Below are 18,137 nucleotides of genomic sequence, written 5' to 3'. Positions count from 1 at the left end.
CAGCTCCGATTTACTTGACCGATCCGGCCAGCAGACCGCTGACGAGGTATCGATTGAGAAAGATGACGACCAGGGCGGGAATGATGATGGCAATCGATCCGCTTGCCGTGATCAGCCCATAGTCGATGAAGTTCTTGGTGACGAATTCGGGGATCAGCACCGTCAGGGGCTTCGTCGCCTGCGGCGAGAAGATGAGCGGGACGAGATACTGCCCCCATGCGCCAAGAAAGGTCAGGATGGCTGCCGCCGTCAGGCCGGGACCGGCAAGCGGCAGGACAATGTTGAAGAAGATGTAGAGCCTGCCGGCGCCATCGAGCTGTGCCGCCTCTTCAAGCGCGATCGGCAGTGCCTCGAAGACGCTTCGCAGCAACCACAGGGACAAAGGCAGATAGGCCGAGACATAGATCAACGCCACGCCCACATAAGTATCGACCAAATGCAGGCTGATCATGATCCGATAAAGCGGAATGAGCACCGCATAACCAGGGATTGCGAGAGTCGCGACGACAGCGGCAAACAGAAAGCCCCGGCCTGGAAACTGGATCCGCGTGAAGGCATAGGCGCCGAGCGCAGAGATAGCCACGCAAAGAAGTGTTGCAGCCACCGAAGTTACGATACTGTTGATCAGTGCAGCGCGAAACTGCGACCAGACCTGAACTCCGCCGATCCTGGCAATATCGATGCCGAAGAGGCGCGAGAAATGGTCCAGCGTGAAATGCTGCGGGAAAAAATGGATGGGTCTAGCCGAAAAGTCCTCGGTCGGAGTGATGGAGCTTGCAAGCGTCCAGTAGATCGGCCCGAGCGACCAGATCAGGAGAACCGCGACACCGGCCCAGATCAGCAAACGATAGGAAAGGCTCTGTTTCATCAATCAAACCTGGTGTTGCGATAGACCCGCAGGACATAGACGAGCGAAACCAGCAGCGAGACCAACGTGATCACGAGAGACAAGGCCATGCCGTAAGAGAAACGCAGGTTCTGGAAGGTCTCGAGATAGATCTGGACGAGAACCGGTCGCGTCTCGAGGCTGGAACCCGCCAAGACCCAGGCCTCATCGAAGAGGTTGAATGCATTGACGGTCGCGTTGGTCATGGCAACGGCAATGGCACTGCGCACCAGCGGAAGCGTAACAAGGGCGAACATTTGTGTGCGCGTTGCGCCATCGATGCGCGCGGCCTCATAGAGATGAGCGGGAATGCTCTGCATAGCGGCCAGCACGATAACGACGGTCAGGGGCATCATGCGCCAGACGTGAACCACCGTGACTGCGATGATGGCGCTGGTGCGATCGTTGAACCAGACGTGGTTTTCGAACGGCAACCCTACGGCCGAAAGAATGCCGTTCAGCAATCCCGCACCGGGCTGGTAGATCCAGAGCCAGATCACCGCGTTGACGACACCGGGCAGCGCCCAGGGCAGGACGACAGCTGCGAGCAGCCATTGCCGGCCGACCTTGACCTGATTGATAAGAGCGGCGGCAAGCACGCCGAACACCGTTTCGGCGACAACCGCAAGCACGACATACAGAAACGTGTTGATCCACGTCGTGCCAAGCGCGGCATCGGAGAACATGCGAGTGTAGTTCTCCAGCCCGACGAAGGGCGCTCCCGCCTGCATCGGATTGACCCTGTGCAGGCTGTCCCACACCGTTCTTCCGATCGGATAGAAAACCAGGGCCGCCATCGTGATCAGGATCGGCGAAACAAGCAGTATGCCCAGCATGGTGTCGGCTTTCACGCCGGCACCGCGCCTGCTCCTGCCACCGGCAGAGATTGCAATGGTCATTGCGACATGGCCTGCTTTGCCGCGTCGGCGATGTTCTGCATGGCCTGGTCGACGGTGACCTGGCCCTTCGCCGCACTATTGATGGCCGTATTTACTGCACTCGAAAATTCCGGATACCAGGGGGGCGTGCCCTGCGGAAACAGCGGCTCGACCGTCTTCGATTGCGCGACCAGCGTATCACCGCTCAGCAATTGGCCGGCGGCATTGAGTTCGGAAAGCGCCGATGTGCGGGTCGGCAATGCGCCATTGGCCGCGTTCTTCTTCTGGAAGTCCTTGCTCGTGAACCATTTGATGAAGGCGATGGCGGCTTCCCTGTTCTGCGAAACGCGGGGGATTGCGAGCGCTTCGGGAAGGCCGAAGCTGCGGGTCTCGCCGCTTGCTGTCGGCACCAGGATCGCCTCGATCTGACCTGCCACTTTCGACTGCTTGGGATCGTTCATCTGACCGATCCTGCCCGGCTCGCCTGAGATCATGATGCTGGTCACACCCTGGGCAAACATGCTCTCATTAATCTGGCTGTCCTTGAGGCCGGTGGAGGCGGGATCGACGAGACCTTCCTTCAGCAGCATCAATTCAAAGGCCAGCGCCTTGTAGCCGGCGGAATCCTTCGAGACGAAGAGCGGCTTGAAATCCTTGTCGAACAGTTCGCCGCCAAAGGCTTTCGTCAGCAGATACCAGCTCGTCGATGCACCTTCGGTCGCCGAAAGCGGCAGGCCGATCGGATAGGTCGCGATCTTTTTTTCCTTGATCTGCTTGGCGGCGGCTACAAGCTCGTCGAGTGTCCTCGGCATTGTCGTGATGCCCGCGTCGGCGAAATGCTTCTTGTTGATCAGCATGACGCGGAAGTCGTTGGTATAGGGCACGCCGAGCAGATTGCCGTTGACCGTGAAGATCTTGGAGACACTGATATCCTCGACCGTATCGGCGTCGATCACGTCGTTGAGCGGCAGATACCAGTCCGCGGCGCTGAACTGGCCCGTCCACGACCAGTCGAACTCGGTGACATCGGCCGGTGCTGTGCCTGCGATCAGCGAGGTGACGAGCTTCGGGCGGATATCGTCCCAAGAGAGTGTCTGCATATTGACGTGAATGCCGGTCTCGGCTTCGAAGTCGCCGGGAATGTTCGGTGCCTGCGGCGAAGGCATCAGCACCGTAATCGATTGTCCGGCAAGCGGTTTCGCATCCTGAGCGAGAGCCGGAACGGCGGCAACGAGCGCCGCCAAAGCGACGAATGGCAAAGTAAATTTACGCATGTTCCCTTCTTTCCTTGTTATTGAGGTCTGCTTCACCTGAATGCACCGCTGCGGTCTTTGCCGTCGCGGCGATTTGCGTGATCCAGCCGTCATCCACCGGCCAGTCGAGAAAACAGGCGGCCGCCAGAAGGGCGCCGCCGATGGGAGGAAGCTTCGGGCTCACGGCTGGACGGCCGATGTGCCGCTCGAGCGCGGCAAGCAGGGCGCGGCTTGCAAATGTTCCGCCGGCATAGGTCCAGTCTGCCGCCGGATCGCAATGCGGCGCTATGGCTTCAACATGCTTTGCCAGTTCGGATGCGGCCTGTTCGATCAGTTGTTTCGCTGCTCGGTCACCAGAGCGCGCAACGCGATCGACGAGAATCGATAGGGCAGCGATCTCGGCGCGAGGGTTTTTGAGTTCGCTCACCCAACCTCCCAGCGCATTGACCGGGTCGATGCTGTCGAGGTTCAGGAATTCGAACATGGCCTTCGCCAGCGCGGTCGGACGTGCCCGCCCGTCGAGGCTCTGGCTGACGAGGCTGAGAGCTGCCCGCCCGATCCAATAGCTGCTGCCCTCGTCGCCGATGACGTCGCCCCATCCGCCGACGCGCGCAGATGCGTCGGCGCTATTGCGTGCCCAAGCCATCGAACCCGTGCCGGATAGGATCAGAATACCAGGCTTTCCGGCGAAAGCGCCGAGATGAGCCGCATCGACATCGTTGAGAATATGCCGCTTCGCCTTGGGGAAGCTGCTCTCGATCGCCTCGCGCTGCTGTTCCGACAGGCGCGCCACTTCGCCATAGGCCGGCAGCGCGGCGGCGACGGCCGCCGGCTGCTCCCGCTCCAGGAAGGGACGCAGGGCAAGATCCAGTTCGCGCCGCCAGTTCGGATTGTCCATCGGGTTGACGCCGCCGCTACGCGACATAAGCAGCACGTTGCCTGCTCTGTCGGCAAGTGCCGCCAGCACCTTGCTGCCGCCGCCATCGACACCGAGGATCAGGTCGTCGCTCATTCCGGCGCTCCGAGATCCGCGATCGTCGTCTCGACGCCGAGATTGACGAGCTCGCCGCGCCAATGCGCGGAAAGGCCCGCATCGGTAATCACCTTCGCTGCACTCAAGGGGGCGACCTTATAGGTCGCCATCGTGCCGAACTTCGAGGAATCGGCGAGCACGAAGCGGTGCGCCGACCGGCTGAGCATGCATCTGTTGAGGCTCGCTTCGGCGCTGTCGACACTATAGATCGCGCCATCCGGACTGATGGCGCTTGCGCCGAGGAAGAGTTGATCGAACCAGATGCTCTCAAGCATCGCTTCGGCCTGCGGCCCGACGAGCGAAGCATTTTCACTGCGAAGCTGGCCACCGAGCAAGACGACTTCTAGATTGGGGATGTTGAGGAATTCCTGCGCCACCGTCAGGCCATTGGTGAAGATACGAAGCGGCATCGGGTTCAGACGGATGAGCCGTGCCAGTTGCAGAACCGTCGTACCAGCATCGAGAAAAATGGCCGTGCGCGGCGCCAGCAAATCGTAGGCAGCCGTTGCGATCGCGCGCTTGGCCGACAGATGCCGCTTGGCCCGCTCCTGAAAGGCAAGCTCCACTGACGATCCCTCGGCGATCCGGGCGCCGCCATGCACGCGGTCGATGGCGCCTTCCCGCTCGAGAACCTGCAAGTCCCTGCGCACCGTTGCCAAGGAAGCACCGATGGCATCCGCGAGCGCCTGAATGGTCGAAAATCCATTCGCATACAGATGGCTGCGAATAGCGTCGAGACGATCGACTTTCACTCCTCCAGCTTGGCTCAACGAAAACTCCTGTCCCATGAAGGCTTCTATTTCGCTCAAGTTTCCACTCAATAAGATCAATGTCAATCATAATTCTGATTTTTTTTGATCTAATTTCCGATTCGTCTTGAACCTAAAATGCAAACGCGCGGCCTCTTCTCTCGAAGAGACCGCGCTCATCAATTACAGTTGCTCAAGACGTGGTGGGCTAGTGGTAGGCGGGCAAAAGATTGCCGTGCTGCTCAATCATATCGTCAACAAGCGTCCATATTTGATCGGGTGACAGCTCCGCTGCGGTATGCGGATCGAGCAGAGCCGCCTGATAAATGCGATCCCGTTTCTTCGTCAGTGCCGCCTCGACCGTCAGCTCCTGCACGGAAATACTCAAGTTCATTACGGCGGCGAGCTGCGAAGGTATCCGCCCGATGCGCATGGGCTGAATGCCGTTGTGATCGACATGGCATGGAACTTCGACAATGCATTCGTTCGGCAGATTTTGGATCAGTCCGTTGTTCGGGACATTTCCGTAGATCAGCGCGGGCCGGCCGGTGACTGCCGCGTGAATGATACCGGCCGCATATTCATTGCTCCGGCAGACATCGATCGGCTTGCCGCCTTCAAGGTCGCGGCGCAACTCGTGCCACTCGGCAATCTGGACCTCGCAGCGGCGGATATATTCATCCAGGGGAATATTGAGTCGCTCGATCAGATCGCTACGGCCTTCCTTGATGTACCAGGACGTATATTCCGAAAAATGCTCGCTCGATTCCGTGACGAAGTGACCGAGCCGTTTCAAAACGTCGAAACGCACCCGATCATCCGAGGGGACCTGGCCTTCCTTGGCTAGGGCGCGCAGGCGCGGATAGAGATCCTCGCGGCTGCCGTCCGCATGCAGTTTTTCATATTTGAGAAAGAAGGCGACATGGTTGATGCCGGCCGAGAGATAATTGATATCGGCGACGTCTTCGCCAAGGCAATCGGTAAGATGGGCTGCCGTATGCTGCACACTGTGGCAAAGCCCGACGGTGCGGATGTTGGGCGCAATCTCCTTGATCGCCCAGCAATTGATCGCCATCGGGTTGACGTATTGCATCAGCAGGGCGTTGGGGCACATCTCTTCCATATCACGGCAGATTTCTTCGAGAACGGGAATGGTGCGAAGCCCACGGAAGATGCCGCCGATCCCGAGCGTATCAGCGATGGTCTGCCGGAGGCCATGCCGTTTCGGGATTTCAAAATCAGTCACGGTGGCCGGCTTGTAGCCTCCGACCTGCATCATCAGGATGACGAAATCCGAACCTTTCAGCGCTTGCCGGCGATCAAGCGTCGCCTCGATGCGCACCTTGTCGAGGCGAAGCGTCTCGCAGAGCCGGCGGGCAACGATTTCGGATGTTTTCAGGCGCTCCGGATCGATGTCGAAAAGGCTGATGGCGTAATCGCCACCGCTCTGACTGGAAAGGACGTCGCCTAGAATATTCTGGGCAAAGACGGTGCTGCCGGCACCGATTAGGCAGATCTTTGGCATGAAGGGATCTCCGCATGGAATGGCTTTGAACCTCAATGCCTCTTTCAATTCGGAATTTCTTCCTGCTATCAATGAAATTATTCCCGGATCCGCGCCACAAGATAGGGCCCCATGCCGAAACCCAGCAATTCAGTCGAGCGCGAAGCTCTCATCACATCCGCCGGCGGCTTTCTGATCGAGCGGCACATCGCCAATGCCATGAGCGCTGCGCATTGGCACGACCATGTCGAGCTGAACTTCCTCATGGAAGGGCAGATGACCTATATTTTCAACGGAAGGCAGGAGCAGGTGGAAGCGGGGCGACTGGTGCTATTCTGGGCCGCCATTCCGCACAGGACGATTGCGGTCACCCCCAATGCTCCACTCATCTGCATCTATCTTCCGCTCGTCGACTTCCTGAGTTTGCCGATCGAGCGTGACGTGCGGCAGTCGATCATGCAGGGACGGTTTTCGGCCGATAGCCGCCCCTACCCCGCCGACGCAGTGCTCCTGCCGCAATGGGTGGCCGACTGGGAGCACGGCGACATGGCTCGGCGTCGGCTGATCCTCGACGAAGTCAAGCTCAGAATACGGCGTTTCGTTCTCGACGCTCCCGACGACAATCATGACTTCGCCCGACGGCGCTCGGCACCGGCCGCCAGTATTGCCGTGCAGCGCACCGAAACATTGACCGACCTTATCCATACCCGCTATTGCGAATCGGTAAGCCTGCCGATGTTGGCGGAGCTCGCCGGCATTCATCCCAGCACGGCCAACAAGATCTTTCACAGCGTATTGGGCATCTCGGTCAACGAATATCTGACGCGTTATCGCCTGGCCCGAGCGATGCAGCAGCTCGCCGAAACCAACAGCCCGGTCCTGCAGATCGCCTATGATTGCGGCTTCGGCTCCAGCAGCCGGTTCTACGACATCTTCAAACGGCGGACCGGAACAACGCCGAGACTGTTCCGCTCGTCGCTCGGACGGGATGAAGGCGATGAGAGCGATGCAATGCCGTCCCTAAATATTTGACGGCGCAGGACCAAAGCTTTCGCGCCGAATGAGCTTGCTTTCGATGACGTGACGCAGGGCCGTTGCCTTATCCGGCGCATCGATCCGCTCCATCAGCAAGCTCACCGCCATCTGCCCCATTTCCTCGACCGGCTGTTCGATGGTCGACAATGGCGGCAGCGAATATTCGCAGACCGGAGCGCCGTCGAAAGACACGATGGAAAGGTCGGTCGGAATTTTCCAACCCATGCGTTGAACGCAGCTCATGAAGGAGATCGCCATGTCGTCGCTGGTGGCAATGACGGCCGTCGGCTTCAAGATGAGATCGGCAAATTCCGCCGCCGCGGCGACGCCGATCTGGAAACCATGCTGATAGTCGAGGCTGCCGCCGGACCTGACGATCGCCGTCTCCGGCAGACCCGCAGCGGCAAGCGCGTCAACGGCACCCAGATAGCGTTCCCTGTCGTGATAATTGCCCTCCGGACCGGCAAGATAAAGAAAACGCCGGTGGCCGAGAGCAAGCAATTCGGCCGTGGCCTCGCGGACGGCCTGCCGATCATTGGTCACGACGCTCGGCAGGGCGGCATGGCTCATATCGTACAGGAGCGAGACGACAGGCAGAGCCGAATCCTTAAACGAGCGGCTGCCATCGACCGGAAGATCCGAAGAGAGAATAATGGCACCACGCACCGTGCCGCCGAAAGCCAGATCGAGGATATGGCGCTCGGAAGCCTCGTCGCGATCGAGGTTGGCAATCATCAGATGATAGCCGTTCTGGCTCAACGAGCGGTTTATCCCCTGCAAGACCAAGGGAATGACCTGCGAGACACCATAATAGAGCGAGCCCGGCAGAATGATCATAATCACATTGGATTTACCGACACGAAGCCCCCTCGCCATGGCATTGGGCGTATAGCCGAGCTGCTTGGCAGCAGCATCGATCTTGGCGCGCGTCTTCTCGTTTACGCGACCGGGGTTGGCGAGTGCCCGGCTCACCGTGGATATCGCGACGCCTGCCAGCCGAGCGACATCCGCCATCAAAGGGCCGGAATGCTCTTCTGCCGGCAGATCCTTGTTATTCTTCACTTTTTGGCGTCCTCCCCAATGCCTGTTGCGCGGGGATGCTACGGCAATCCCTGTCGTTTAGCAAACGTTTGCCAAAAATCGCTTGCATATAAAAACGACTTGTCTACTATCTAGGCACGGCAAACGTTTGCCAACCACAGTGCATTGAAATCATTATGGATTGTTGGCCGCGGATCATGGTTCCGCGAGCGATTTTCTGTGCCTTAAGAACGGATAATCTCATGACCTCTACGGAACGGCTGCGTTTTGGTGTCGATCTCGTCACTTTTTTCCACCCCGGATTTTGGGGCGTGGAGGATTATGACGGTATCATCGCGCTTTCGCGCAATGAGCCGCGTGCTTTCTGGGACAAGATACTGGATGCCGTGCAAGCCTCCGGCGTCACCGGTGTGGAGCTGACCTTCTCGCCCTTCAACTGGCAGGATGCGACGAAGACCTATGGTTCGGTCGAGAAGTTTGCCGCCGAGCTTTCCAGCCGCGGGCTGACGCTTGCGAGCGGCTTCTTCGCAGAACTCGAAGCCTCCGGCGATTTCACCGAGGCATCCGCCCAGGCCGCCATCATCGACAAGGCGGAAAAATATGCCGAGTTTCTCAAGGCGTGCGGCAGCGATATCATGGTCATCGGCGCGCCGCTTCGCCAAACGCTCGGCGCTCAGCCGGTGCGGTTCTTCGATTTCGAGCAGGCGCGCAAGATTGCCGATTTCCTCAATCGCCTCGGCGCCGCTCTCTACGCCAAGGGTGTGCGGCTCGCGCTCCACACCGAGGCACATTCGATTTTCGCGGCAGCGCGCGATGTCGATCTACTAATGCTGCTGACCGATCCCGCCTATGTGCATATGTGCCCGGATACGGCGCATATCATCGTTGCCGGCTCCGATCCGCTGCAGCTTGTCGATCGTCACCATGAGCGCATCATCATCGCCCATTGGAAGGATGCGCTTGGCCCGATGCCAGCCGATACTGTTATCGACGAGCATATCCATGACCGTCATCGCCCCTATTTCTGTGGCTTCGGTCTCGGCCGGGTCGACTGGCCGGGCTGGGCAAGGCTACTGCGCGACCGCGGCTATGAAGGCTGGGCCATCCTTGAGCTGGATGCAGCGCCCGATCCGGTCGGCGATATCGCCAACGGCCTGACGCTGGTCAGACAGGCGCTCTTGCCGATTTATCGCTGATACCAACGATCCGAAAACGAATAGCCCCGCCAAGAGGGCTTTCCTGAAGAGGTGGAACGATGAAAGATACAGTGAAATTGCTATTGATGGGTGCCGCACTCGTTACGGCCTCTATCCCTGCCCATGCGGAAGACAAGCCGCAGGCCGAAGTTATGACCTCCTGGACATCAGGCAGCGAAGCCGCGGCCCTCAGCGTCGTCAAACAGGAGTTCGAAAAGCGCGGCGGCGCCTGGAAAGACTCTTCCATCGCCGGCTTCGGAGCGGCCGATGCCGCTTTCCAGAACCGTCTGGTCGCCGGCGACCCGCCGACCGCCAAGCAGGCCGTGCTCGGCCTTGCCAATGCCGATTTCGTCAATCAGGGACTTATGAATCCGATCGACGATGTGGCGAAAGCCGGCAAATGGGCCGATGTGCTGCCAAAATCGATCTACGACCTCATCACCTATAACGGCAAGGTCTACCTCTCTCCGACCGGCGCTCATGGTGAGAGCTGGATATTCTATTCCAAGGATGCCTTCGCCAAGGCCGGCCTCACCGGCGAGCCGAAGAGCTGGGACGAATTCTTCGCAGCCCTCGACAAACTGAAGGCATCAGGCATTCAGCCTGTCGCTTGGGGCGGCCAATCCTGGCAGGAGGCCAAGGTCTTCAACATGATCCTGCTGACGCAGGTCGGCATTGACGGCTTCCTCAAGATCTATGCAAACAAGGACAAGGGCGATACATCCGTCGAGGGCGTGAAGAAGACGCTGGATATTCTCGGCAAGCTTCGCGCCTATGTCGACGAGGGTGCCGCCGGCCGCAACTGGAACGACGCGACCGCCATGGTCATCACCGGAAAGGCCGGCGTGCAATTCATGGGCGATTGGGCCAAGGGCGAATTCGTTGCCGCCGGCAAGGAACTAGGCAAGGATTATGGCTGCATGCTCGTACCGCAATCGCCGGGTATGGTTTATGTCGCCGATTCCTTCTCTTTCCCGAAGATCGCTGATGCGTCCGCGCAAAAGGGTCAGACCCTGCTTGCAGAGGTCGCCATGGATCCGGCCGTGCAGGTCGAATTCTCGCTGAAGAAGGGCTCGGTGCCGATGCGGACCGATGTCGACAAGTCCAAGCTCGACACCTGTGCACAAAAAGGCCTTGAGCTGATGAGCGCCGGCAAGATCGTGCCGGATCAGGCTCTGATCCTTTCGCCGCAGCAGGCCGGCGCCCTCAACGACTTCGTCGACGAGTTCTGGAGCAATCCGTCCGAGGACAGCGCCTCGGGTGCGGAGAAATTCTTCGCGATCTTCGAATAGCCTTCCAGCGAGCCGACCGCCTAAGTCACCTGTCGGTCGGCTCCGCCCATCCTTTCGAGAAAGTTTGCCTATGCAAACCAAGCGCAGACGTCCCCTTGCTGCGACCTTTGCTCTGCTGCCGACATGGATTGCCGCGATCGTCGTCTATATCGGCACCATGGTCTGGTCGGTGCGCCTGTCTTTCACGGACTCGACCATCTTCCCGTCGTCCAACTATGTCGGCTTTGCCCAATATGCCAAGCTGTTCCGGACATCGCGATGGCTCGCGTCCCTGGAGAACGTGCTGATATTCGGCGTTCTCTATGTCGCCGGCTGCCTTGTTCTCGGCTTTGTGCTCGCTGCAGCGCTCGATCGCAAGGTTCGCTTCGAAAGCCTATTTCGCACCATCTTCCTTTATCCCTATGCCATGTCCTTCGTGGTTACCGGCCTCATCTGGCAGTGGATGCTGAACCCGACCTTTGGCATTCAGGCGACCGTCAGGGCGCTCGGTTGGCAGAGCTTCGTCTTCGACTGGATCGTCAATCGCGACATGGCGATCTATACGGTGGTCTTTGCCGGCGTCTGGCAGGGTGCTGGCCTCGTCATGGTCATCGCACTGTCAGGGATGCGCGGGATCGGCGAGGAGCAATGGAAAGCGGCCCAGATCGACGGCATTCCGATCTGGCGCATCTATACCTCCATCATCCTGCCGCAGCTTGGCCCGGCGCTTGCCGCATCGGGCATGCTGCTCTCCATGGGCGTGATCAAGACTTATGACCTCATCGTCGCGCAGACCGGCGGCGGTCCCGGCTATTCGACCGAGGTGCCGGCAAAATTCATCATGGACAATCTGTTCGAGCGCCAGAACCTCGGCCTTGCGAGCGCCGGCGCCACCGTGCTCGTGCTCTCGGTCGTCATGGCCGTCGCACCGTTTCGCTACGCGCTCCACATGCGCGCCAGACGAAGGGGAGCACATTGATGGCGGCTCCTCATCCTCGCGGTCCCAAGCCGTCGCGGCTGACGGCCGGCCAAATTGGGCTTTATGCCTTCCTTATCCTGTCAGCGCTGTTCTTCCTGCTGCCGCTCTATACGATGCTCGTCACCTCGCTGAAGACGATGGAGGAAATCCGCCAGGGCCGTATCTTCGCCTTGCCTGATACGATCGACTTCAACGCCTGGAAGACGGCGTGGTCGGGCGCCTGCATGGGCACGCAATGCCTGGGCGTGCGCATCGGCTTCTGGAATTCGGTCAAGATCACCGTGCCGGCCGTGGCTATCTCTGTCTTTATCGGCGCCATCAATGGCTACGCCCTCTCCTTCTGGCGGCCGAGAGGCTCGAACCTGCTGTTCGGGCTTTTGATGGCCGGCGGCCTCATCCCCTACCAGATCTTTCTCTATCCGCTGGTGCGGCTGCTCGCCAATCTCAGCCTTTACAACTCAGTGGCAGGTGTGGTCCTGGTTCACGTGATCTTCGGCCTGCCGCTGGTGACGCTGCTATTCCGCAACTATTTCGTCGCCATTCCCGAGGAACTCTGCAAGGCGGCCCGCGTCGACGGCGCCGGCTTCTGGCGGATCTTCCTCGAGATCATGCTGCCCATGTCTGTGCCGATGATCGTCGTCGCCTCGATCTTCCAGTTTACCGGCATCTGGAACGACTTCCTGATCGGCCTGGTCTTCGCCGGGCGCGACAATCTGCCGATGACGGTGCAGCTCAACAACATCGTCAACACCACCATGGGCGAGCGTGCCTACAATGTGAACATGGCCGCCACCATTCTGACCGCCGTCGTTCCGCTCGCCATCTATTTCTTCTCCGGCCGCTGGTTCCTGCGTGGTGTCGCCGCCGGCGCCGTCAAGGGGTAACGCCATGCAGCCTGCCGTCTCGGTCAAGGATCTCAAGATCGCCTATGGAGATCACACCGTCATCGACAAGATGTCGATCGACATCGCGCCTCGCGAATTCCTGGTGCTGCTCGGACCATCCGGCTGCGGAAAGTCGACCCTGCTCAACTCCATTGCCGGCCTGCAGGACATTGCCGACGGCGAGATCTGGATATCGGACAAGAACGTCACCTGGGCTGAGCCGAAGGATCGCGGCATCGGCATGGTCTTCCAGTCCTATGCGCTCTATCCCCGCATGTCGGTGCGTAAGAACCTCTCCTTCGGCCTGCGCGTGGCGGGTCTTCCCAAGGCCGAGATCGAGGCGCGCATCGCCCGCACGGCTTCGCTTCTGCACCTCGACAAGCTACTTGATCGCCGCCCTTCGGAACTGTCCGGCGGCCAGCGCCAGCGTGTCGCGATCGGCCGCGCTCTTGTGCGCGAGGTCAACGTCTTCCTGTTCGACGAGCCGCTCTCCAATCTCGATGCCAAGCTGCGCAACGAGCTGCGCGTCGAGATCAAGAAGCTGCATCAGAGCCTCGGCAATACGATGATCTATGTCACCCATGATCAGGTCGAGGCGCTCACCCTTGCCGATCGCATCGCCATCATGAAGGACGGCGTGATCCAGCAGCTCGCCAGCCCGTCCGAAATCTACCATCGCCCGGCCAATCTCTTCGTCGCCGGCTTCATCGGCGCGCCGGCGATGAACTTCATCAAGGGCGAGATTGTTTTGAAGGCGAACGCACCGGTATTCGAAAGCAACGGACTTGCCATCGATCTAGCGGGCTATCCTTTCCTCAGCGCGCCCAAGGCAGGTCTCGCGACGCTTGGCATCCGGCCGGAGCATATCGCGCCGAATGGCGCAGACGCGGGTGGGCCCACCATTCCCGGCACCGTCTCGGTCGTCGAACCGATGGGCGCGGATACCGTGCTTTGGTTCGACTGGGCCGGCCAGAGCCTTTCCTACCGCATCATGGGAGATGCCATCCTGGAGCCGGGTACGGCGATCACGCCCGGCCTCGATATCGCCAAGGCCTCCTTCTTCGGCGCTGATGGCGCACGTCTTTAAGACCACTTCCACAGCATACGGAAATTATCCATGTCTCAGACTATCTATGACGCGCTGGTGATCGGCTCCGGCGCCGCCGGCTCCTTCGCCGCCAAGGAATTGACCGCCCAAGGGCTATCGGTATTGCTGCTCGAAGCGGGGCCTGCGGTGACGCAGAAGGATTTCGCTCCGAACCGCAAGAAGGCGCCGGCAAGCAGCATCAACATCTGGGAACGCGCCCGGGCCACGCTCAAGGGCCAGCCCATTCAGGCGCGCGCCGCTTTCTTTACCGAGCGCTTCAGCCATTTCTTCGTCAACGATCGCAAGAACCCGTATACGACGCCGAAGGATGCGCCATTCCTATGGATACGCGGCCGTCAGGGCGGCGGCCGCCTGCATAGCTTCGGCCGGGTGCTGCTGCGCTGGACGGACGATGATTTCAAGATCCGCTCGAAGACCGGCAAGGGTGTTGACTGGCCGGTTTCCTATGAGGAGCTCGCGCCCTATTACGCCGAGGTCGAAGCGAGCCTTGGCCTTTATGGTAATGAGGACGGTGTGGAGACATTGCCCGACGGCGTCTATGCCCATCCGGCAAAGCTGACGCCAGCTGAAGAAATCTTCAAGACGGAAGTCGAAGGACGCTGGCCGAAGCGGCATGTCGTTTCCTGGCGCTATATCGCGCCCGATGCCGAGCGGACGCCGAAGCCGCTGCGCGAGGCGATGGCGACCGGACGGCTGACGATCCGCCATGATGCCATCGTACGCCGTATCACCACCGACGATGCCGGCGGCCGGGCGACAGGTGCCGAGTTCATCGATCGCGCCACTGGAAAGGTCGAGGCCGCACGCGCCGCCATCGTCGTGCTCTCGGCGTCGCCGATCGAAAGCGTGCGGCTACTTCTCAATTCGGCGACGGCTCGCCATCCTCATGGGCTCGGCAACAGCTCGGGTGCGCTCGGGCGCTATTTCATGGACCAGCTGCCATGCCTTGCCTTCGGCTCCTTCTCCAAGGCAAAGGGATGGGCGGCCGATGATTCCGCGCCCGTCGATCCCTTCTACAATCCATCCGGCGGCATCTTCGTGCCGCGCTTTGGAGAAGGTGAGGCCAGCCGCGGCGATTTCGATTATCAGGGAAGCATCGGCCGAGCGCCGACACCGGATGACGAGCCTTCGCGGCTGGCCTTCTTCGGCTTCGGCCGCATGCTGCCCTATGCCGACAATCGCATCACGCTCGATGCAAAGCGCAAGGACGCCTGGGGGATTCCGGTGCCCCATATCCGATGCGTCATGGGCGAAGAAGAACATGCCCTGCTGCGCCGGCAGGAAGAAGTGCTGATCGACATGGTGCGTGGCGTCGGCGGCGATCTGGAATTCATCGGCTCGCCCACTGGCCTCAGAGAAATGGGCCGCGGCGCCTTTCCCGATGCCGATCCTTTCAGCCGCTTCATGTTCCGCGCATGGTTCCGCAAGACCATGTGCATGGGAGCTGCCATCCACGAAACCGGCGGCGCGCGCATGGGGACATCGAGCCATGAATCCGTCCTCAATGCCCATAACCAGAGCTGGGACATCCCCAATTTGCTCGTGACGGATGCTTCCGCCTTTCCGGGCAGCGGCATTGCCGGCACCACGCTCACCGTGATGGCCCTGACCATCCGTGCCTGCAGGAACATTGCCGATCAATATCGCGCCGGACAAATATGATCAGACGCTCCGTTCGGATTAGCGTTCACAATTTCGGTCGGCCTCCATTTTAGATATGGAGGCTCGCCGCGTCACTCCATAGCCGCCGTCTGTGCGGGTTTGGCCATGCGACGGAAATAGTTTGGCTTTCTCACCTTGCTGCGATAAGTATCGCGCATATCTTCTTGCCAAGCTGCAATCGGGCGATTGTGCGGGACGAAGGGCTGGCTTCGATCATCCGCTAGCGGTTCCAAAATCGGAAGAAATTCGCGCGGAAATAGCTCGAAAATTTAGAAGGTCTTTCGCGAATTGCGGGGAAATCCGGCTCTAGCGCGTAAAGCCATTAAAAGCGCACAATCCCCCCTCGCCACGAAGCGTTGAAAGCCGCTTCTCGCGGCCCGCATCTGGAGGAGATGCGAGGCAAGCCCCATGATTTCACGAGCGTCGGGAACGCTTAGGGAGGAACAATGCTTGAACGACTTTTCAAATTGAGTGAGCACGGCACGTCCGTACGCACGGAGCTTATTGCCGGCGTGACGACGTTCCTGACGATGTCCTACATCATCTTCGTCAATCCGGACATTCTGTCGACGACTGGCATGGACCGCAATGCGGTCTTTGTCGCCACCTGTCTCGCAGCCGCGCTCGGTTCGATCGTCATGGGCCTCGTTGCCAATTGGCCGATCGGCATGGCGCCGGGCATGGGGCTCAATGCGTTCTTCGCTTTCACCGTGGTTTCGGCTCTGGGCTTTACCTGGCAGCAGGCGCTTGGTGCCGTCTTCATTTCCGGCTCCATCTTCGTCCTATTGACAGTGACCGGCGTACGCAGCTGGCTGATCGCCGGCATTCCGCATTCGCTCAGAAGCGCGATCGCCGCCGGTATCGGTCTCTTCCTGGCGATCATCGCGCTGAAGAGCGCCGGCATCGTAGTCGCCAACAAGGCGACCCTCGTCGGCCTCGGCGACCTGAAGCAGACCGGCCCACTTCTCGCGATCTTCGGCTTCTTCGTCATCGCCGTTCTCGATGCGTTGAAGGTCAGGGGGTCGATCCTCATCGGCATTCTCGCCGTTACCATCCTCTCCTGGATCTTCGGCGTCAGCGAGTTTCACGGCATCGTTTCGGCACCGCCGTCGATCATGCCGACCTTTTTGCAGCTCGACATTGTCGGCGCTCTCCATGGCGGTCTGGTCCACATCATCCTCGTCTTCGTGCTGGTCGAAGTCTTCGACGCCACCGGCACGCTGATCGGTATCGCCAAGCGCGCGAACCTGATCCAGGAAGGAAAGCCGAACCGCTTAAGCAGAGCTCTGCTTGCCGACAGCGCCGCAATCGTCGCCGGCTCGCTGATGGGCACCAGCAGCACGACGGCCTTCGTCGAAAGCGCGTCAGGCGTTCAGGCCGGCGGCCGCACGGGCCTGACGGCTCTCACCATCGCCGCGCTCTTCATTGCGGCTCTCTTCTTCTCGCCGCTCGCAGCTTCCGTTCCCGCCTATGCGACGGCTCCGGCACTGCTCTATGTCGCCGGCCTGATGATGCGCGAATTGACAGAGATCGAATGGGATGACCTGACGGAGGCGGCACCGGCAGCAATCACCGCGCTTGCCATGCCCTTCACCTATTCGATCGCCAACGGCCTTGCCTTCGGCTTCATCACCTATGTCGCCGTGAAGGTCTTCACCGGCCGCTGGTCGATGCTGCATCCCGCAACGCAGATCGTCGCCGCCCTTTTCGTCGTGCGCTTCGCCTTCTTTGCGGATTGACACAGGTATTAAATGCAAGACCGGATCATTCGCTTAGTTGACCCGGTCTTTCTGCATTTGCCGGCTGGTGAAAACGGAATTTACCCTAGCAAATAAGGGGCGTTGCGACGGCAGCGCCCCCTCCAATATCTGAACCGGTCCCAGCTCCTTTCAGCGGATCAAAAACGTCTCCTCATAAAAATGCTCCTCGAGATTGATCCCCTTGCCGCCACGATCGACGACGATGAAGTCGGAAAGGCCGTCGAGGGGCGTCAGAATGCCGTGCCAGACATTGCGCCAGATGTTGACACCCTGTCCGGGCCTGGTGCGGAACGCCACCGGCTCGCCCGGACCATTGTCCGTCTGCGGCGCCGCAACGACGAGAAACGGATGGCTGGACAGCGGAACGAACGCCTGGCTGCCCAGAGGATGCCGCTCGACCATATGCAGTTCCAGCGGCAGCGCATAGGGTTCGCCGCGCAGCCAGCTGATCATCGTGTGTGCCTCCTCGCCGATCGCTTCGACCTTTGCGAGGTCATGGTAGCGAACGCATTTGCCGGCATTGATGGGATAGCTGTGCGCACCCTCCATTTCGATCACATCGCCGAAAGGCGCGAATGCGGCTCTCGTCAATGGTTGAATTTCGATCACTTTCATTCATGGTCTCCCGTTTCCATTCTCCGAAGTCACCTCTTCCTCGATCGACGATATGTTCGCTTGGGTTCGATGCCTGACCCGCGGTGCGGACGGCGGAAATCGACCGGAGCGCGGCTGGCACTTCGGCAGCCGTCATGCCGCGGCTATTTCCATGGTCGATCAGTACCGATGATGATCGCGAAGACCGCGACATCGGTTTCCCGCTAGCTGCGGCAAGGCTTTTCTGCAGCCAAGCGCTTCGACCCGATATCCATCAGGGCCAGCCGAAAATCGGCGCACTCAT

General features: G+C 59.9%; 16 protein-coding genes. 8 read left to right on the top strand and 8 right to left on the bottom strand.

Annotated elements, in window-relative coordinates; genetic code table 11:
* Positions 1–10: 10 nt before the first annotated feature.
* The 6 genes from PH558_RS21145 to melA all read right to left on the bottom strand — a co-directional run bounded on the left by PH558_RS21145 (position 11) and on the right by melA (position 6,324).
* The gene (locus tag PH558_RS21145) at positions 11–868 is read right to left on the bottom strand and encodes a carbohydrate ABC transporter permease (protein WP_095438757.1); all 858 of its coding nucleotides are present in this window, start codon (positions 866–868) and stop codon (positions 11–13) included.
* Positions 868–1,785, bottom strand: coding sequence for a carbohydrate ABC transporter permease (locus PH558_RS21140; RefSeq protein ID WP_285206301.1), 918 nt, complete (start codon positions 1,783–1,785; stop codon positions 868–870). Before PH558_RS21140 ends, PH558_RS21145 begins: the two co-directional genes overlap by 1 nt.
* A complete protein-coding gene (locus PH558_RS21135) occupies positions 1,782–3,038 on the bottom strand; it encodes an ABC transporter substrate-binding protein (RefSeq protein ID WP_285206300.1) in 1,257 nt (418 codons plus the stop codon). The genes PH558_RS21140 and PH558_RS21135 overlap by 4 nt, the downstream gene beginning before the upstream one ends.
* Entirely contained in the window at positions 3,031–4,029 is a 999-nt protein-coding gene (locus PH558_RS21130; protein ID WP_285206299.1) for an N-acetylglucosamine kinase, read from the bottom strand. Before PH558_RS21130 ends, PH558_RS21135 begins: the two co-directional genes overlap by 8 nt.
* Positions 4,026–4,820, bottom strand: coding sequence for a DeoR/GlpR family DNA-binding transcription regulator (locus PH558_RS21125; RefSeq protein WP_095439007.1), 795 nt, complete (start codon positions 4,818–4,820; stop codon positions 4,026–4,028). Before PH558_RS21125 ends, PH558_RS21130 begins: the two co-directional genes overlap by 4 nt.
* 187 nt (positions 4,821–5,007) lie before the next feature.
* On the bottom strand, positions 5,008–6,324 hold the full coding sequence (melA, locus tag PH558_RS21120; RefSeq protein WP_285206298.1) for an alpha-glucosidase/alpha-galactosidase: 1,317 nt from the start codon (positions 6,322–6,324) through the stop codon (positions 5,008–5,010).
* Positions 6,325–6,435: 111 nt separating this feature from the next.
* Here melA and PH558_RS21115 point away from each other — a divergent pair, with 111 nt between their 5' ends.
* Positions 6,436–7,335 (top strand): helix-turn-helix domain-containing protein, encoded by a 900-nt coding sequence (locus PH558_RS21115; protein ID WP_285206297.1) that lies wholly within the window; start codon positions 6,436–6,438, stop codon positions 7,333–7,335.
* Here the strand turns inward: PH558_RS21115 and PH558_RS21110 are convergent.
* Positions 7,324–8,400, bottom strand: coding sequence for a LacI family DNA-binding transcriptional regulator (locus PH558_RS21110; protein ID WP_285206296.1), 1,077 nt, complete (start codon positions 8,398–8,400; stop codon positions 7,324–7,326). The two genes, PH558_RS21115 and PH558_RS21110, sit on opposite strands and share 12 nt — an antisense overlap.
* A 221-nt stretch (positions 8,401–8,621) precedes the next feature.
* Here PH558_RS21110 and PH558_RS21105 point away from each other — a divergent pair, with 221 nt between their 5' ends.
* The 7 genes from PH558_RS21105 (at position 8,622) to PH558_RS21075 (ending at position 17,218) form a co-directional block, all read left to right on the top strand.
* Positions 8,622–9,575 (top strand): sugar phosphate isomerase/epimerase family protein, encoded by a 954-nt coding sequence (locus PH558_RS21105; protein ID WP_285206295.1) that lies wholly within the window; start codon positions 8,622–8,624, stop codon positions 9,573–9,575.
* A 59-nt stretch (positions 9,576–9,634) separates the two neighbouring features.
* A complete protein-coding gene (locus tag PH558_RS21100; protein WP_285206294.1) occupies positions 9,635–10,867 on the top strand; it encodes an ABC transporter substrate-binding protein in 1,233 nt (410 codons plus the stop codon).
* A 70-nt stretch (positions 10,868–10,937) separates the two neighbouring features.
* Entirely contained in the window at positions 10,938–11,825 is an 888-nt protein-coding gene (locus tag PH558_RS21095; RefSeq protein WP_285206293.1) for a carbohydrate ABC transporter permease, read from the top strand.
* Positions 11,825–12,709, top strand: a complete 885-nt coding sequence (locus tag PH558_RS21090; protein WP_285206292.1) for a carbohydrate ABC transporter permease — start codon at positions 11,825–11,827, stop codon at positions 12,707–12,709. The genes PH558_RS21095 and PH558_RS21090 overlap by 1 nt, the downstream gene beginning before the upstream one ends.
* Before the next feature lie 4 nt (positions 12,710–12,713).
* Positions 12,714–13,796: an ABC transporter ATP-binding protein gene (locus PH558_RS21085; protein ID WP_285206291.1), complete on the top strand. Its 1,083-nt coding sequence runs from the start codon at positions 12,714–12,716 to the stop codon at positions 13,794–13,796.
* Positions 13,797–13,826: 30 nt separating this feature from the next.
* Positions 13,827–15,479, top strand: coding sequence for a GMC oxidoreductase (locus tag PH558_RS21080; protein ID WP_285206290.1), 1,653 nt, complete (start codon positions 13,827–13,829; stop codon positions 15,477–15,479).
* A 446-nt stretch (positions 15,480–15,925) separates the two neighbouring features.
* Positions 15,926–17,218 carry an NCS2 family permease gene (locus PH558_RS21075; RefSeq protein ID WP_095438746.1) on the top strand — a complete coding sequence of 431 codons (1,293 nt, stop codon included), beginning with the start codon at positions 15,926–15,928 and terminating at the stop codon, positions 17,216–17,218.
* A 150-nt stretch (positions 17,219–17,368) separates the two neighbouring features.
* Here PH558_RS21075 and PH558_RS21070 read toward each other — a convergent pair whose 3' ends face one another.
* A complete protein-coding gene (locus PH558_RS21070) occupies positions 17,369–17,854 on the bottom strand; it encodes an ureidoglycolate lyase (RefSeq protein ID WP_285206289.1) in 486 nt (161 codons plus the stop codon).
* Positions 17,855–18,137: the final 283 nt, after the last annotated feature.

This window comes from Rhizobium pantanalense (assembly GCF_030182525.1).
Taxonomy (GTDB): Bacteria; Pseudomonadota; Alphaproteobacteria; order Rhizobiales; family Rhizobiaceae; genus Rhizobium.
The sequence above is the reverse complement of the archived record's forward strand: the minus strand, read 5'-3'. Positions and strand labels throughout refer to the sequence as shown.

What these genes read in the sequence shown, in the direction of transcription:
- PH558_RS21115 (WP_285206297.1), top strand. Translation starts at nt 6,436, where the DNA reads ATGCCGAAACCCAGCAATTCAGTCGAGCGCGAAGCTCTCATCACATCC.
- melA (WP_285206298.1), bottom strand. Translation starts at nt 6,324, where the DNA reads ATGCCAAAGATCTGCCTAATCGGTGCCGGCAGCACCGTCTTTGCCCAG.
- PH558_RS21105 (WP_285206295.1), top strand. Translation starts at nt 8,622, where the DNA reads ATGACCTCTACGGAACGGCTGCGTTTTGGTGTCGATCTCGTCACTTTT.
- PH558_RS21090 (WP_285206292.1), top strand. Translation starts at nt 11,825, where the DNA reads ATGGCGGCTCCTCATCCTCGCGGTCCCAAGCCGTCGCGGCTGACGGCC.
- PH558_RS21140 (WP_285206301.1), bottom strand. Translation starts at nt 1,785, where the DNA reads ATGACCATTGCAATCTCTGCCGGTGGCAGGAGCAGGCGCGGTGCCGGC.
- PH558_RS21085 (WP_285206291.1), top strand. Translation starts at nt 12,714, where the DNA reads ATGCAGCCTGCCGTCTCGGTCAAGGATCTCAAGATCGCCTATGGAGAT.
- PH558_RS21070 (WP_285206289.1), bottom strand. Translation starts at nt 17,854, where the DNA reads ATGAAAGTGATCGAAATTCAACCATTGACGAGAGCCGCATTCGCGCCT.
- PH558_RS21100 (WP_285206294.1), top strand. Translation starts at nt 9,635, where the DNA reads ATGAAAGATACAGTGAAATTGCTATTGATGGGTGCCGCACTCGTTACG.
- PH558_RS21080 (WP_285206290.1), top strand. Translation starts at nt 13,827, where the DNA reads ATGTCTCAGACTATCTATGACGCGCTGGTGATCGGCTCCGGCGCCGCC.
- PH558_RS21095 (WP_285206293.1), top strand. Translation starts at nt 10,938, where the DNA reads ATGCAAACCAAGCGCAGACGTCCCCTTGCTGCGACCTTTGCTCTGCTG.
- PH558_RS21075 (WP_095438746.1), top strand. Translation starts at nt 15,926, where the DNA reads ATGCTTGAACGACTTTTCAAATTGAGTGAGCACGGCACGTCCGTACGC.
- PH558_RS21130 (WP_285206299.1), bottom strand. Translation starts at nt 4,029, where the DNA reads ATGAGCGACGACCTGATCCTCGGTGTCGATGGCGGCGGCAGCAAGGTG.
- PH558_RS21135 (WP_285206300.1), bottom strand. Translation starts at nt 3,038, where the DNA reads ATGCGTAAATTTACTTTGCCATTCGTCGCTTTGGCGGCGCTCGTTGCC.
- PH558_RS21145 (WP_095438757.1), bottom strand. Translation starts at nt 868, where the DNA reads ATGAAACAGAGCCTTTCCTATCGTTTGCTGATCTGGGCCGGTGTCGCG.